Here is a 15,689-nt window from a genome sequence, read left to right on the forward strand (position 1 = left end):
CACGACATGATAAAGCAGTGGTTTAAGTCAGGTTCTCCTTGGATATGGATGACAGGTGGTGCGGTTAGTATCAGTTTGATTTCCGTATTAGGGTTATTAGCCATGATCGCTTGGAAAGGATTAAGTTTCTTCTGGCCATCACAAGTTGTACAACTAGAGCTACAAGGCTCAGTTGTGCAGCAAACGGTAATCGGTGAAGTTTACGATCGTGAAATGGTGCCTAAATCGCGCCTTGAAGCAACCGGTGTTGATTTATCTGGTTTTGATAAAGAGCACCTAGAGCGCTTTTTGATTAAAACGGGTAACCGTGAATACGTTGATTTAGATTTTCGTTGGGTGCTTGAAACCGACATAAAATCAAACACCACACCTGCCGCTATTGCCGTATTTGAGCGTAGTAAAAACGGTAATTTTTATGGTTATGTAGAAAATGTAATAAAAGACGGCCAAGTCATTACTGAAAATAAAACTGCAGTACTTGAAGAGTTAGTTGAACGGGCTGTTGAATTAAACGATCAAGCACTTGATCTACAAAACGGCGACATTGGTCATATTAACTATCAGTTAGAGCGCCTACGCTTAAAAGAGAAGTCATATCTACTTGATGATGCTTTAACCGATGAGCGCGTCGCAGAACTTGCACAAGATCGCGCTGATTTAAGAGCTGAATACGGCGAGTTAGAAAAACAATTATTTGCACTGCGTAAACAAGCTCAGCGTGACCAAGTAACAGTAAAAGATATGCGTGGTGAAATCGTTACTTTACCGTTATACCAAGTACTTGATTTTTGGTTTCCAAATGACATGGGCTTTGTTGCAAAGTTAGGTCACTATTTTGTTCAGCTAGGTAAGTTTGTCGCCGATGATCCACGTGAAGCCAATACCGAAGGCGGCGTATTCCCTGCTATATTCGGTACTGTGTTTATGGTTATGCTAATGGCCGTGATTGTTACTCCATTTGGGGTTGTGGCAGCGATTTACTTACATGAATACGCCTCTAAAAATGCCGTGACTAAGATGATCCGTATTGCGGTGATCAACTTAGCCGGTGTGCCATCGATTGTTTATGGTGTATTTGGCTTAGGGTTTTTTGTTTATGTGTTAGGTGGCAGCTTAGATCAGTTATTCTACCCAGAGGCATCACCAAGCCCAGTATTTGGTACCCCAGGGGTAATGTGGTCAGCATTGACGTTGGCAATTTTAACATTACCGGTAGTGATTGTTTCAACCGAAGAAGGTTTATCACGTATTCCAAGTACGGTTCGTCATGGCTCTTTAGCGCTTGGCGCAACGCAAGCGGAAACGTTATGGCGTATTATAGTGCCAATGGCAAGTCCAGCGATTATGACAGGGTTAATATTAGCGGTTGCCCGTGCGGCAGGTGAAGTAGCGCCATTGATGTTAGTTGGTGTAGTTAAAATGGCACCGACACTACCGCTTGATGGTAACTTCCCGTATTTTCACTTAGATCGCAAATTCATGCACTTAGGCTTTCATATATACGACGTCGGTTTCCAAAGCCCGAATGTTGAAGCGGCTCGGCCGTTGGTTTATGCCACCGCATTCTTGCTGGTATCAGTGATTATTACCCTGAATATTACCGCAATCGGCATACGTAACCATTTACGTGAAAAGTTTAGATCGCTTGATCAATAATTAGTAAAGATTTTATAGGTAACAAACATGATTACAGTCGCTCCACAAGTAAACCAAGCAAACGGCAGTTTGAAATTGGATTTAGACAATTTAAGCACCGAGCAAACAGCACTCGAGATCAAAAACTTAGATCTTTACTATGGTGATAAACAAGCGCTTAGCTCAGTCAGTATGAGCATCCCTAAAGGGCAAGTAACCGCGTTTATCGGGCCATCTGGTTGTGGTAAATCAACATTACTACGCTGTATTAATCGCATGAACGATTTGGTTGATAGCTGTCGCATTGAAGGTGAAATATTACTTCACGGACAAAACATCTATGATAAAAGCGTTGATGTTGCAGCACTGCGCCGTAATGTTGGTATGGTGTTCCAGCGCCCGAATCCATTTCCTAAATCAATCTACGAAAATGTGGTTTATGGCCTACGCTTACAAGGCATCAAAGAAAAACGTAAATTAGATGAAGTCGTTGAGCAGTCATTACGTGGTGCGGCGTTATGGGATGAAGTAAAAGACCGTCTTCACGATAGTGCTTTTGGTTTATCTGGTGGTCAGCAGCAACGTTTAGTGATTGCCCGCTCTATTGCCATTGAACCAGAAGTGTTATTACTTGATGAACCAACATCAGCATTGGATCCTATTTCAACACTGGTAATTGAAGAACTAATTAACGATTTAAAAAATAAGTTTACCGTTGTTATTGTTACCCACAACATGCAACAAGCTGCGCGGGTTTCTGATCAAACGGCCTTTATGTACATGGGTGAATTAATCGAGTACTCAAATACCAATACATTATTTACAACTCCAGCGAAAAAGAAAACTGAAGATTATATTACCGGTCGTTACGGCTAGTGATCAGGCATACTATTTTCGGGTGGCGTGAACGATTTTGATAAGAAGGTAGACAATGGAACACAATATTAATAAGCATATTTCTGGCCGCTTTAATCAAGAGCTAGAAAACGTTCGTAATCATGTATTAAGTATGGGTGGTTTAGTTGAGCAGCAACTAAACAGCGCACTTGATGCAGTAAGTAATGGCGATGCTGAATTAGCCCGAAAAGTGCGGGAAAATGACTATAAAGTCAATGCCATGGAAGTGAACATTGATGAAGAATGTACCCGTATTATTGCGCGTCGTCAGCCGGCGGCCAGTGATTTACGCTTAGTGGTTGCGATCGCAAAAACCATTGCAGATTTAGAGCGTATTGGTGATGAAGCTGAGCGGATTGCTAAAGTCGCCCTCGATTCATTTACTAAAGATCAGCAAGATTTATTGGTTAATATTGAAAATATGGGTCGCCAAGTTTCTAAAATGCTGCATGATGTACTCGATGCTTTCGCGCGTATGGATGTGCAAAAAGCATTTGAAGTACATAAAGAAGATGCCAAGGTTGACCGCGAATACGAAGCAATTACTCGCCAAATTATGACCTATATGATGGAAGACCCGCGTTCAATTCCAAAAATTATGGATTTAGTTTGGTCGGTACGTTCATTGGAACGGATTGGCGATCGTTGCCAAAATATCTCTGAATATATTATTTACTTTGTTAATGGCAAAGATATTCGTCATACATCTCAAGAGGATATAGAAAAATCGTTATAGATTTTTTGATACCGCCTGGTTTTATTAAAGCGGCTAATTGCCGCTTTTCATGTTTTCGTTATAATTATAATGCTGTAGCGGCAGCTGTGATGTAATAAAAGCATTCACAATCGCGGTGAATGCTGTAAAATTCACGCCGCAAAGCATACTAATTTGATTTAAGGGTCAGTTATGCCTACAAACGCATTTTTAGGAGTATTCGCAAAATCTCCTATAAAGCCAATGGAAGATCACATCAAGAAGGTACATCAAGCAAGTAAAGCTTTGATCCCTTTTTTCAATCATGTATTTAAAGAAGAGTGGCAACAAGCAGAAGAGATTCGCTTGAACATTCGTACTTTAGAACGTGAAGCCGACGACATGAAAAGAAATATACGTTTACAACTGCCGCGTGGTTTATTCATGCCGGTAGAGCGTACAGATCTGCTCGAACTCGTCACCCAGCAAGACAAAATTGCTAATAAAGCAAAAGACATTGCTGGTCGTGTAATTGGTCGTGAGATGACCATACCAAAAGAAATTCAAGCTGATTTTCTAGCTTATGTGACTCGTTGTGTTGATGCCACTAAACAAGCATCAAATGCAATTAATGAGCTAGATGAGTTATTAGAGACTGGTTTTAAAGGTCGCGAGGTGACCTTAGTCGAAAAAATGCTCGTTGAATTGGATGCAATTGAACAAGACACGGATGATATGCAAATCATAATACGTCGCCAATTACGCGCCGTTGAAGATGGACTAAATCCAATTGATGTAATGTTTTTATACAAAATCATCGAATGGGTCGGCGAACTGGCAGATATTGCAGAGCGCGTAGGTTCACGTCTTGAGCTGATGTTAGCTCGTTAATTTACACTCAGTTCAATAACGAAAGATTAGGGTTACACAATGGATATCATTGCATCTTATGGCACGGTATTAATTTTAATTGCCGCAGCAGTCGGTTTTTTTATGGCTTATGGTATTGGCGCGAATGACGTTGCTAATGCGATGGGCACATCGGTAGGTTCCAAAGCATTAACCATTAAGCAAGCAATTTTTATTGCGATGATTTTTGAATTTGCAGGCGCCTACTTAGCTGGCGGTGAAGTAACATCGACAATTCGTAAAGGTATTATCGATTCAACACCATTTTTAGAGCTTCCTGAACTGATGGTATTGGGTATGATCTCGGCATTATTTGCAGCCGGTAGTTGGTTGTTAATCGCATCCTTCTTAGGTTGGCCGGTATCAACAACACACTCAATTATTGGTGCTATTATTGGTTTTGCATTAGTTGCGGTTGGCAGCGAAGCGATTCAATGGAATAGAGTGGCTGGCATTGTTGGGAGTTGGATCGTAACCCCTGCTATTTCAGGCTTTATCGCGTATTTGATCTTCATGAGTGCGCAAAAACTGATTTTTGATACCGATGCACCACTTAAAAATGCCAAACGTTTCGTACCTATTTATATGGGTTTAGCGGGCTTTATTATGTCTTTGGTTACGATCAAAAAAGGCTTAAAGCACATTGGCATTAATATCGGCGCTGTCGAAGGTTACTTATTAGCAATCGGTATTGCAGTGATTGTTGGTATTATTGGTAAAATCGTTATTTCTCGCTTAAAGATTGATCCAAAAGCGGATAAGAAAATGCAATTTAATAACGTTGAGAAAGTATTTGCTATCTTAATGGTATTAACTGCATGTTGTATGGCCTTTGCGCATGGTTCGAATGACGTGGCTAACGCCATTGGTCCACTAGCGGCAGTTGTAAACATTGTTGAAAACAATGGCGAAATAGCTAAACAAGCGACAATCGCATGGTGGATTTTACCACTAGGTGGTTTCGGTATTGTTGCTGGTCTTGCAATTTTAGGTAAGAAAGTAATCAAGACCATTGGTGAAGGCATTACGCATTTAACACCAAGTCGTGGTTTTGCTGCTGAATTAGCCGCAGCATCTACAGTTGTTATTGCATCAGGTACTGGTTTACCAATTTCTACCACGCAAACCTTAGTTGGCGCGGTGTTAGGGGTAGGTATGGCTCGTGGTATTGCTGCACTTAACATGGGTGTGATCAGAAACATTGTAGTTTCTTGGGTAATTACATTGCCAGTTGGCGCTGCCCTTGCTATTGTTATTTTCTACATACTGAGAACTGCCTTTGGAGTTTAAATCCAGCAGCTTTTGAGTATCACAGACTTTTAGCTTGAAAAGATCTCAACGCCCTTGGTGTTGGGGTCTTTTTATTTGTGGATAAAGAAAGTATGACGAACTTACCAAGTATTAAACAGCTGCAGTATTTATTGGCAGTTCATCAGCATCAGCATTTTGGCCGCGCAGCAAGTGCGTGTTTCATCGGGCAGTCAACACTCAGTAGTGCGATTCAAACCCTTGAAGAAACACTTGGTTGCCAACTCATCGAGCGTGAAAATCGCAGCTTGATGTTCACCGCCATCGGCGAAGAAGTGGTAGCACGGGCACGCAAAATTATTGACGATACGCTCAGCGTTAGAGAGCTGACCAAAAGCCATTTAACACCGCTAAGCGGTAAGCTCACACTCGGTGTTATTCCAACGATTGCTAGTTTTATTGCGGCACCTTTATATCACCTTTGTCAGCAGCAATTTGCTGATTTAGAGCTGGTTCTGGTAGAAGATACCAGCGATAGCTTGCTGGATAAGTTAGAGCATGGCCATATCGATATGGCATTATTGGCGTTACCTTACGACACCGATAAGTTCCATACTCAAGTGCTCGCACAAGATCATTTTTGTTTAGTGCATCATAAAGATTACTTACCTGCTAAGAACATCGAAGATTTTAACTTGTTACCGGAAGCCAGCGTGTTCTTATTAGAGCGAGAGCATTGTATGACGGGGCATGCGCTCAGTGCGTGCCACTTAAACCGTTCGAGTTGTATCAATCCATTTGAAGCAGCCAGTTTGCATACATTGCTGAGTATGGTTGAGCATCAGCTAGGAGTAACGTTTTTGCCGCAAATGGCAATTAACGCCGGTATTTTAGCGAACAAGGATATGCTGGCAACGCCATCGCAAAGTGACGCATACCGTGATATTGGTATTTTATGGCGCAAAACCACCGGACGCATTCGCGACTTTCGTTTATTTAGCCAAATGCTAGAGAGTTTTTTAAAACAGCAATGCCGGTTAACTTCGCAGGAATAGCTCATTAGCGTGAGCTTTTTCATTTATTTTAATTTATTTTCATCTTTTGCAAACTATCTTCCTCGCTCTATCGACTAACCTAATAAGTAATATAACTAAGCATCGAGAACCGTGTTTTTTCAATCACTAGAAACATTAATCGGCAAAGCACAGCAAGGAAATAAACGCGCCTGGCTTAAGCTGGTTCAACAGCATGAAAGCCAAGTTTATAACTATTGCTTGCGGATGCTCAGTAATCCTGATGATGCCATGGATTTAATGCAAGAAGTGTTTATCTCTGTGTATAAAAGTTTGCCAAGTTTTCGTGGTGAATCGAGTTTTAACACTTGGGTGTTCCAAATAGTACACCGTCGTAGCGTTGAGTATTATCGTCGTCGCAAGCATTTCCAGAGTCTTGATGAAGTGCCTGAACAGGCATGTGAGCACAGCGAGCTGGAGAGCAATCAGTTAGTGCAAGTTCAACATCAACAATTAACAACGATGTTAAATAACTTACCGTGGGAGCAACGTTTAGTGGTCGAGCTAAAGTTTTTTCAACATTGCACCTTTGAAGAGATTGCTGAGCAACTCGATATTTCCACAAACACCGCCAAGTCACGGTTATACAGTGCATTAGGTAAATTAAAAGTTCATTTGGAGGCCGTCGATGGCTAATTTAGAGGCACTTTTTGAGCAATGGTTAGAGGGTAACGTTTTGAGTGATGCGCAATTACAGCAGCTTGAAAATGACCCAGAATATCGTGCGTTGATGAGTCAGGCACAGGCTTGGCAGCAACATAGCAGCGAATATAAAACAGTACCAGTACCACAATGGGATCGTCAATCAACAATGCCACAGGTTGCGTCTGTGGGCGTATTTGGTATAGCCAGTGTGTGGGCTGTTGCAGCATCAGTCATGATTTGTGCGCTAGCCTTTTTAGTTATGCCGCAGCAACAGGCACCAGAATTACTGGATCAGGTCGCGAAACAAACGCAGCTATTAGAGTCACAACAAAAGCAAATTGATCAGCTGCAAAAAATTATCACGGCGCAAAATGAATTACAGCAGCAGCAAATGTATCAACTAGCTAAAGAGGCTATAACGACTGGGCGCGTTGAACGCCAAGAAGACCTTAATAGCTTAATTACCTATATCAAAACCCAGCGTGCTCAAGATCAAGCGTATCTGCGGATGCAGCTAAACGACTTAGCCGAACAAGTACAAGAGCAGCCAATGGCCGCGATTGCGAAAAACTAGGAGCAAAGAGCATGAATAAAAAACTTATCAGCAGCGTTATCATGGCGGTTATTGGTTGTGCCGCTGGCAATCTACAGGCAAAAACCCCTGCAGAATTGGCCGCTATCCAGCGTGAAGTCGGTATTATGGAAAACATTTTAAGCAGCGCCTTAAAGCAGGACACGGATAAAAAAATCCGCGCAATTTCAGCTAATTACTTTGTTGATCAAGGTGTGGTATTTGAGTTGGATGTGCGAGGCGCAAGCCGTTGGCAGACAATTTTTAGTCACGCGCCAAATGCGCCGTTGCCACCTTTACCCGATATTGATTTTTCAAATGTGAATGTTGAATTCATTAGTGATCATGTTGAAGTATTAAGTGAGCAAGCCGTTGAGTCATCAAGAGAAGCTTACCAACAAGCGATGGAAGTTATGCGTGAAGGTGCAGAGCGAGTGCGCGACATTGCTGAGCAAGAGCGTGATGTTAGCCGTGACTTACGTGATTTGGAGCGTGAAAAACGAGATTTAGAATTTGCTAGCCGCCATGATAATAGCGTCGAAGCCAAAGAGCTTGAACAACGTAAAAAAACACTCGAAAAAGAGATCGCTAAGCTTGAAAAGCAACAAACCACACTTACTAAACAGCAACAGCAATTACGCCAAGATATAAACGCAAAGCAAGCTGAGCGTGAAAAACAGCAAGCCGCAGAGCAGCAAAAGCTGCTCACACAGGTCAATCACAGTATTAGTTTAACGCTTTGTGACTATGGCAGCGGCTTGCGTAGTTTACCAAACGATGAGCATGTCAGTTTTGTACTCAAAGGCTTGGCTGATAAAAACAAAAGTTTGATCAAAGTATTCAATAAAGCCGATATCAAAAAGTGCGTAGTAGGCGACATTAAAGCCGGTGATTTAGCCCTTAAGGCAATTAGCTATCAATTTTGATTAACTGCGCTCAATTAACAACTATCCCTGACCAACAAAGCAGCCGTTTACAAAGGCTGCTTTTCATTATGTACTTCATATTCAAACTGTTTATTGAAAGGCGTAATATCGGGTAAGAACAATAAATACACCCACACCACTAAATTAAAATAGGGGATCAGTCCTAAGCAAGTAAATGTTGTTACCGGGTAGCCTTTACGTTCGGCATAACGGTAGCATTGGTAAGTTATCCCTAAGTTTACCACTAGTAATAGCACGATTAGTTGCGTCATAATTCACTCCATAAATTGACAATAATACTAATAACAACATGTTAGTTGTTCCGTAGTATGTTGTGGTCATTCGGTGATGTCATGTTATTTTTTGAAAATCATCATAATAGCAAGACATTGATCGGCCGATAGGCAAAGTATAGATGAGTTATCATAAGATGGAAGTAAAAAAACACGCTGAATGGTGTGAAAATGTAATCGTTTTAGCTAGGTGGTTGTTCGTAAAAAGTTTTGTTTTCAGAAATTTTTTGTAATTGATGTTTTATTTTTTCTACCGGCACTGGACGAGAAATAAAGTAGCCTTGGCCATAATCAACGCCAATTTCTTTCAGCGCTAAAAAAATCTCTTTGCTTTCCACATATTCAGCTACTGAGCGCTTATCCAGCGAGCGACTAATATCATTAATTGCTTTAACTAGCGCTAAATCAATAGGATCATTGAGCATATCGCGAACAAACGAGCCATCTATTTTAACGTGCTGCGCAGGTAGTTGCTTAAGATAATTAAAGGTACTAAAGCCAGTTCCAAAGTCATCAATTGAGAAGTGGCAGCCTAAGCGATTGAGTTTTTCAATCATTGTTCTTGTTGCCGCTAGATTATTAATACTGGCTGATTCGGTAATTTCAAAAATAACCCGAGTCGGCACGACCTGACATTTTTCAAGGGTGGATTCGATATGCGGTAATAAGCGTTCATCTAAAAACGATTGCGCCGAGAGGTTAATCGCTACTTGATTTAGTTCAGGATTGGCAGCGATGGCAGCTATTGCATTACTGATCACACATTGATCCATCAAATAAGTATCGTTTAATAATTCCAATGACGGAATAAATTGATTGGGGTAGATGAGTTCGCCGTCGAGTTTTAAGCGCAACAAAGCTTCAAAATAAGCAACGCCACCTTGTTTAAAGTCCCAAATTGGCTGGTAATGCAATTCAATTTGGTTTTGCTGCAGTGCTTGACGAATACTGTGTCCCCACTCTAAGCCAGCTTGCAAGGTGTTATGGTTAGCATCTTCTTTTGAGTAACAATGCACTAAATTACGGCCCAAGCTTTTTGCAACATATAAGGCAATATCGGCTTGTTTTAAACATTCACTCGGATCGTGGTTGGCGGCTGTTATTTGCGTTAAGCCAATTGAGCAGCTGATAGAATAAATTTGTTCTGCAGATTTAAACTGGTGACCTTCAATCGCCATACAAATGCTTTCTGCGATTAAGTGCGCATCAAGCAAATTCATATTTTTTAAGATCACGGCAAATTCGTCACCACCAATACGGCACACTAAATGTTCATTACTGATGTTGGCGGTAAATAGCTGCGCAACTTCTTTAAGAACAATATCGCCTTGTTGGTGGCCTTTACTGTCATTAATTATTTTAAAGTGATCAAGGTCAATATAAATTAAGGCATGCTCTATGTCGCCATAGGTGCGTTGTGATTGGCAAATTCGATTCAGTTGCTGATCAAAATAATAGCGATTATGTAAACCGGTTAAAGTGTCATGTAAGGCTAAATGGCGCAGTTGTAATTCAGCTTGTTTGCGCTCATGAATATTATCGATAGTGGCGGTAATCGTTGCAGCGTTACTACTGTTTTTGATCAACTGTAACCGACATTCAACCCAGATAGCGCGGCCATCTTTATGAATAATTTGCACTTCTACTTGCTGTTGCAAAGCGCCGCCTTGCAAAATACTGCTAATGGTATCAAGTAGCTTGTCTTTACAGTCATTAATACAAAAGTCAGAGAGTGCTTTGCTCAAGGTTTGTTTTATACCAAAACCACTGAGCGCCTCCCACGCAGGGTTGATAAAACGAATTCGGCCTTGTTGATCAAACTCAAGCACCACAGTATTAAGATGCAGCAATATCCGCTGATGGGCTGAAAACAGCTCTTTATAACGGTTCTGACTTTGACTTAGTTGTTCAACCTTTTGTGCAAATTCAGCATAACTGACCATAAAATCTTCGCGCCGCGCCGCATGGTCGCATACTTTGGTTAGCAATGAATGTTCGTAGGGCGCGCGAATGAAGTCCGTGACGCCAGAAAGTAACAGTTGCTCAGCATGGTTTGCATCTTTTGTATCAATAATAGTTACAATGGCTTGCTTTGGATTATGCTGTAAAATTTCTTCAACTAATTGGCTTGCAGCTCCCGCATACGCTGCGGTTGCATCAAGTAGCACAATGGCAAACTTTTGCTGTAAATAGATAGATAAGGCTTGTTTATTATTAGCAACATGGGTGCAGGCAAAGTTAAGCTGTAATTGTTCTGCTATTTTAGCCGCTTTAACGCTATCGGCTTCAAGCAGCAATAAGTCTAAACGACTGCTTTTTTCTAAATGCGTGGATAACACATTGGCTAACACTTGCGGCAGCATGTCTTGGCGTTCAAAAGGCAGCACCGCATCTATGCCATAACTACGTGCGGTTGTCTCTGCTATGCGCTCACAATAAATAGGGGGGGTGAGTACAATGGGGGTGTTTTTTGGGGTTTTTAATAGCCCTGAGCGGATCATGCGCGAGAACCGCCAACCGTCGATTTTACCAACATTGAGCCCAGTAATAATGACATCAACAGCTTGAGATTTTAGAATTTCGAGGGCTTGCTGGCTATCGGCTACTTCAAGAAACGTAAACACATTGAGTCGATTTAAGGTTGACTTAACTGCCTGACGCTCAGCGACACTGGCATTTAATATCAGCAAAGTTAGCTGCTTAGCCATTATGTCATACCTCTTTTCAACCCAGCTTTAATTCAGTTCAGTAGAATAATGCCATTTGTCCTGAACCACAAGAGAACATTGCAGGGTATTTTTATTAAAGCCGTTGGTTGAGCTAATAGCGCGATACAGTTAAACTTGGCGCGACTTTTTTGATCTGGATATATCCTATGCGCGTGGCTGATTTTAGCTTTGACCTACCTGATGAATTAATTGCTCGTTTTCCTAAGCAGGAGCGAACTAGCAGCCGTTTACTGACTTTAGATGGCCCAAGTGGCACTGTAGAGCATAAAATATTTAGCGATGTTCTTGATTTAGTAAATGAAAATGACTTGTTGGTATTTAACAATACTAAAGTGATCCCTGCGCGAATGTATGGCCAAAAAGCATCTGGCGGCAAACTTGAAGTACTGGTAGAGCGAGTGCTGGATGAGCATCGGGTGCTTGCCCATGTACGCGCCAGTAAATCGCCCAAACCAGGCACCACTATTATTCTCGAAGGCAAAGCAGAAGCGACTATGGTTGGCCGTCATGGCGAATTGTTTGAATTGGAATTTACAGCTGAGCAAAACGTGCTGGAGATTTTAAATGATATTGGCCATATGCCTTTACCGCCGTACATTGATCGCCCAGACACCGATGAAGACCGCAAACGTTATCAAACCGTATATGGTGAAAAACCAGGTGCGGTTGCAGCACCGACCGCAGGCCTGCATTTTGATGACTCGCTCATGGCGGCATTGAAAGCGAAAGGCGTAAACATGGCCTTTGTTACTTTGCATGTTGGCGCGGGGACATTTCAACCGGTGCGAGTAGATTCGGTTGATGATCATATAATGCACTCAGAGTACATTGAAGTACCCGATGATGTTGTGGCAGCTGTTGCAGCAACTAAAGCTAACGGCGGGCGAGTGATTGCGGTAGGCACGACGTCTGTTCGTTCATTAGAATCAGCGGCTAAAATACACGGCGGCCAATTAGCCAGCTACTTTGGCGATACTGATATCTTTATTTATCCGGGTTACCAATTTAATGTGGTTGATGCCATGGTGACTAATTTTCACTTATCGGAATCGACATTGATCATGCTGGTTAGCGCGTTTGCTGGGCAAGATAATATTATGAGTGCATACCAAACCGCAATTGCACAAAAATACCGCTTTTTTAGCTACGGCGATGCGATGTTCTTAACCCGCAAATAAGCACCGCAGCTGATTATTTTAAAGCCCAGCTTGATGTTGGGCTTTTTAGTTTTACTTTTTACACTTTTAATTATCGCTTTTAGCCCAATTAATAGTATTGCTGCGTTAACTAATGATAGAATCGAGCGGTTAAATTATAGCTTGTTGGACTGTTTTTCTGACATTTGAGGATGATATGAAGTTTGAATTAGACTGTACAGACGGTAAAGCCCGCCGCGGCCGCTTGATTTTTGATAGAGGCGTAGTCGAAACGCCAGCATTTATGCCAGTAGGTACTTACGGCACGGTTAAAGGCATGACCCCGGATGAAGTAAAAGACACTGGTGCGCATATTTGCTTAGGTAATACGTTTCACTTAATGTTACGCCCTGGTACTGAAATCATCAAACAGCATGGTGGTTTACATGGCTTTATGAACTGGGATCGCCCTATCCTGACTGATTCAGGCGGTTTCCAAGTTTTTAGTTTAGGTGCAATGCGGAAAATTTCTGAAGAAGGTGTGTTATTTAGTTCACCCGTAAACGGTGAAAAAATCATGCTATCGCCAGAAAAAGCGATGCAAGTGCAGCGCGATTTAGGCTCAGACATCGTAATGATTTTTGACGAATGTACGCCTTATCCAGCCACCGAAAAAGAAGCTAAAGAGTCAATGGAGTTATCACTGCGTTGGGCGAAACGTTCAAAAGAAGGCCATGGTGATAATCCATCCGCTTTATTTGGTATTATCCAAGGCGGTATGTACCCTGAGTTACGCGCGCAATCACAAGCCGGATTAGAAGAAATTGGTTTTGATGGTTATGCACTGGGTGGTTTATCTGTGGGTGAACCTAAGAATGAGATGATTAACATTCTTGATCACTGTGCGTATAAAATGCCAGAGCACAAACCGCGTTACCTGATGGGCGTAGGTAAACCAGAAGATTTAGTTGAGGCTGTTCGTCGCGGCATCGATATGTTTGACTGTGTAATGCCAACCCGCAATGCTCGTAATGGTCATTTATTTATAACCGGTGGCATTGTGAAAATCCGTAATGCAGTGCATAAAACAGACACTGGTCCACTGGATCCAGAGTGTGATTGCCATACTTGTAAGAATTATTCCCGTGCGTACCTACATCATCTTGATAAATGTAACGAAATTTTAGGTGCACGACTAAACACAATTCATAACTTACGTTATTATCAGCGTGTTATGGAAGGTTTGCGTAATGCGATCAGCGAAGGCAAGTTAGATGAATTCGTAAATGATTTTTATGCACGCCGCGGCCAAGCAGTGCCAGAGCTTGCAGATACCACAAATTAAATTTTAAAAATTAAAGAGGAAGTGTTATGAGTTTATTTATTTCAAACGCCCACGCAAGTGCGGCAGGTGCAGCTCCAGCCGGTGGTGGTTATGAGATGTTGATTATGCTAGCTATTTTTGGTCTAGTATTTTACTTCTTAATTTACCGCCCGCAAGCTAAGCGTGTAAAAGAGCATAAAGCGCTAATGAACGCGATGGCTAAAGGCGATGAAGTATTAACCCAAGGTGGTTTAGTGGGTAAAATTGCTAAAATCTCTGAAGATAAAGACTTCATCGTTATCTCACTTAACGATCAAGCTGAAGTAACTGTACAAAAATCAGCAGTGTCAGCAGTATTGCCAAAAGGCACAATGAAGTCGCTATAATAATAAAAATAAGGACGCCCACGTGTTAAACAAGTTTCCAGTATGGAAGTATTTACTTGTTCTAGCTGTGATTGCGATAGGTCTTTTATATGCCTCACCTAATTTGTATGGCCGTGATCCGGCCATACAAATTTCAGGTACTAAAGGAACCGATGCCGATCTCAGTGTCGTAGACAAAGTAAACGCGACCCTCAAAAAACACAACGTTACCGTTAAGTCAGTAATTTTAGAAAACGGCCAAGTGTTGATCCGTTTCAAAAACGTTGAAGAGCAACTTAAAGCGCAAGATTTATTGCGTGATTCATTGAACGACGATTACATCTCAGCCATTAACATGGCCCCGGCGCAACCTCATTGGTTAAAAGCCCTTGGTGGCAATCCAATGAAATTGGGCTTGGATTTAAGTGGCGGTGTTCACTTTACGATGGAAATCGACATGGTGACAGCGGTTGATAACGCGCTGGAGCAAATGGATCAAGATTACAAAAGTGACCTACGTGAAGAAAAACTGCGTTATCGTACCGTGCGTCGCGTAGCCGGCACTGAACGTCTTCGCGTTGAAATGCGTAACGAAGCAGATAAAGACGCCGCAGAGCGCTTCTTACAGTCACGTTACCCATTACACATCTTCATTGATGATAGCTCAAACGATAATGCATTTTATGCCAGCCTTAGTGACCAAAAGCTAAAGGAAATTCGTGACTATGCAATCAAGCAAAACGAAACCATTATTCGTAACCGTATCAACCAAATAGGTGTTGCTGAGCCGAACGTGCAGCGCCAAGGTGCTGAGCGTATTATCGTGCAACTACCTGGTGTGCAAGATACTGCCCGAGCGAAAGAGATCTTAGGTGCCACAGCTACCCTTGAGTTTCGTGAAGTAGACGAAAATGCAGATCCTTCAGCTGCGGCACAGGGGCGTATTCCTGCTGGCACAGAAATGATCATGAGCCGCGATGGTTATCCTGTGGTGCTGAAAAAACGCATCATTCTAGAAGGTAGCCATATTACTGGCGCGCAATCTGGAGCTGATGAATACCAACGCCCGCAAGTAAGTATTAGCCTTGATAGTAAAGGCGGCGCAAAAATGAATGCCTTTACTAAACGTGCGATTGGTAAGCGGATGGCTACTGTATTTATTGAATACAAGCCTTCAGGAAAAACAGACGCAAACGGTAAAGCATTGCCACCAATTAAAGTGGAAGAAGTAATCAACGTAGCAA

At 42.0% G+C, this 15,689-nt stretch carries 15 protein-coding genes; 13 read left to right on the forward strand and 2 right to left on the reverse strand.

Annotation, left to right across the window (positions count from 1 at the left end; all coding sequences use genetic code 11):
* Nucleotides 1-6: 6 nt before the first annotated feature.
* The 9 genes from pstA (at nucleotide 7) to ENH88_RS17085 (ending at nucleotide 8,598) form a co-directional block, all read left to right on the forward strand.
* Nucleotides 7-1,656, forward strand: a complete 1,650-nt coding sequence (gene pstA, locus ENH88_RS17045; protein WP_304184046.1) for a phosphate ABC transporter permease PstA — start codon at nucleotides 7-9, stop codon at nucleotides 1,654-1,656.
* A gap of 27 nt (nucleotides 1,657-1,683) precedes the next feature.
* A complete protein-coding gene (gene pstB, locus ENH88_RS17050) occupies nucleotides 1,684-2,511 on the forward strand; it encodes a phosphate ABC transporter ATP-binding protein PstB (RefSeq protein ID WP_192542357.1) in 828 nt (275 codons plus the stop codon).
* A 55-nt stretch (nucleotides 2,512-2,566) separates the two neighbouring features.
* Nucleotides 2,567-3,268, forward strand: a complete 702-nt coding sequence (gene phoU, locus ENH88_RS17055; protein ID WP_064668157.1) for a phosphate signaling complex protein PhoU — start codon at nucleotides 2,567-2,569, stop codon at nucleotides 3,266-3,268.
* Between the two features lie 171 nt (nucleotides 3,269-3,439).
* Nucleotides 3,440-4,117, forward strand: a complete 678-nt coding sequence (locus ENH88_RS17060; RefSeq protein ID WP_283709948.1) for a TIGR00153 family protein — start codon at nucleotides 3,440-3,442, stop codon at nucleotides 4,115-4,117.
* Nucleotides 4,118-4,156: 39 nt separating this feature from the next.
* Nucleotides 4,157-5,425, forward strand: coding sequence for an inorganic phosphate transporter (locus tag ENH88_RS17065; RefSeq protein ID WP_304184048.1), 1,269 nt, complete (start codon nucleotides 4,157-4,159; stop codon nucleotides 5,423-5,425).
* Between the two features lie 92 nt (nucleotides 5,426-5,517).
* Nucleotides 5,518-6,438: a hydrogen peroxide-inducible genes activator gene (locus ENH88_RS17070; RefSeq protein ID WP_304184051.1), complete on the forward strand. Its 921-nt coding sequence runs from the start codon at nucleotides 5,518-5,520 to the stop codon at nucleotides 6,436-6,438.
* A gap of 111 nt (nucleotides 6,439-6,549) precedes the next feature.
* Nucleotides 6,550-7,092: an RNA polymerase sigma factor gene (locus ENH88_RS17075; protein WP_304184053.1), complete on the forward strand. Its 543-nt coding sequence runs from the start codon at nucleotides 6,550-6,552 to the stop codon at nucleotides 7,090-7,092.
* A complete protein-coding gene (locus tag ENH88_RS17080; protein WP_304184055.1) occupies nucleotides 7,085-7,675 on the forward strand; it encodes a hypothetical protein in 591 nt (196 codons plus the stop codon). Before ENH88_RS17075 ends, ENH88_RS17080 begins: the two co-directional genes overlap by 8 nt.
* 11 nt (nucleotides 7,676-7,686) lie before the next feature.
* Nucleotides 7,687-8,598, forward strand: coding sequence for a hypothetical protein (locus tag ENH88_RS17085; protein WP_304184057.1), 912 nt, complete (start codon nucleotides 7,687-7,689; stop codon nucleotides 8,596-8,598).
* Nucleotides 8,599-8,645: 47 nt separating this feature from the next.
* Here ENH88_RS17085 and ENH88_RS17090 read toward each other — a convergent pair whose 3' ends face one another.
* Together ENH88_RS17090 and ENH88_RS17095 are read right to left on the reverse strand one after the other, a co-directional pair.
* Nucleotides 8,646-8,870 (reverse strand): hypothetical protein, encoded by a 225-nt coding sequence (locus tag ENH88_RS17090; protein WP_283709952.1) that lies wholly within the window; start codon nucleotides 8,868-8,870, stop codon nucleotides 8,646-8,648.
* A 203-nt stretch (nucleotides 8,871-9,073) separates the two neighbouring features.
* Nucleotides 9,074-11,599, reverse strand: a complete 2,526-nt coding sequence (locus ENH88_RS17095) for an EAL domain-containing protein (protein WP_304184059.1) — start codon at nucleotides 11,597-11,599, stop codon at nucleotides 9,074-9,076.
* A 167-nt stretch (nucleotides 11,600-11,766) separates the two neighbouring features.
* On the opposite strand from ENH88_RS17095, the gene queA reads away from it, so the two are divergent.
* The 4 genes from queA to ENH88_RS17115 all read left to right on the forward strand — a co-directional run.
* A complete protein-coding gene (gene queA, locus ENH88_RS17100; RefSeq protein WP_304184060.1) occupies nucleotides 11,767-12,798 on the forward strand; it encodes a tRNA preQ1(34) S-adenosylmethionine ribosyltransferase-isomerase QueA in 1,032 nt (343 codons plus the stop codon).
* A gap of 175 nt (nucleotides 12,799-12,973) precedes the next feature.
* Entirely contained in the window at nucleotides 12,974-14,101 is a 1,128-nt protein-coding gene (tgt, locus tag ENH88_RS17105) for a tRNA guanosine(34) transglycosylase Tgt (RefSeq protein ID WP_304184061.1), read from the forward strand.
* A 26-nt stretch (nucleotides 14,102-14,127) separates the two neighbouring features.
* On the forward strand, nucleotides 14,128-14,466 hold the full coding sequence (gene yajC, locus ENH88_RS17110; RefSeq protein ID WP_016709184.1) for a preprotein translocase subunit YajC: 339 nt from the start codon (nucleotides 14,128-14,130) through the stop codon (nucleotides 14,464-14,466).
* A gap of 22 nt (nucleotides 14,467-14,488) precedes the next feature.
* Nucleotides 14,489-15,689: SecDF P1 head subdomain-containing protein (locus ENH88_RS17115; RefSeq protein ID WP_414704854.1), on the forward strand; the 1,201-nt coding region annotated here is incomplete at its 3' end.

Origin of the sequence: Pseudoalteromonas prydzensis, assembly GCF_011050055.1 — a bacterium.
GTDB lineage: Bacteria > Pseudomonadota > Gammaproteobacteria > Enterobacterales > Alteromonadaceae > Pseudoalteromonas > Pseudoalteromonas prydzensis_A.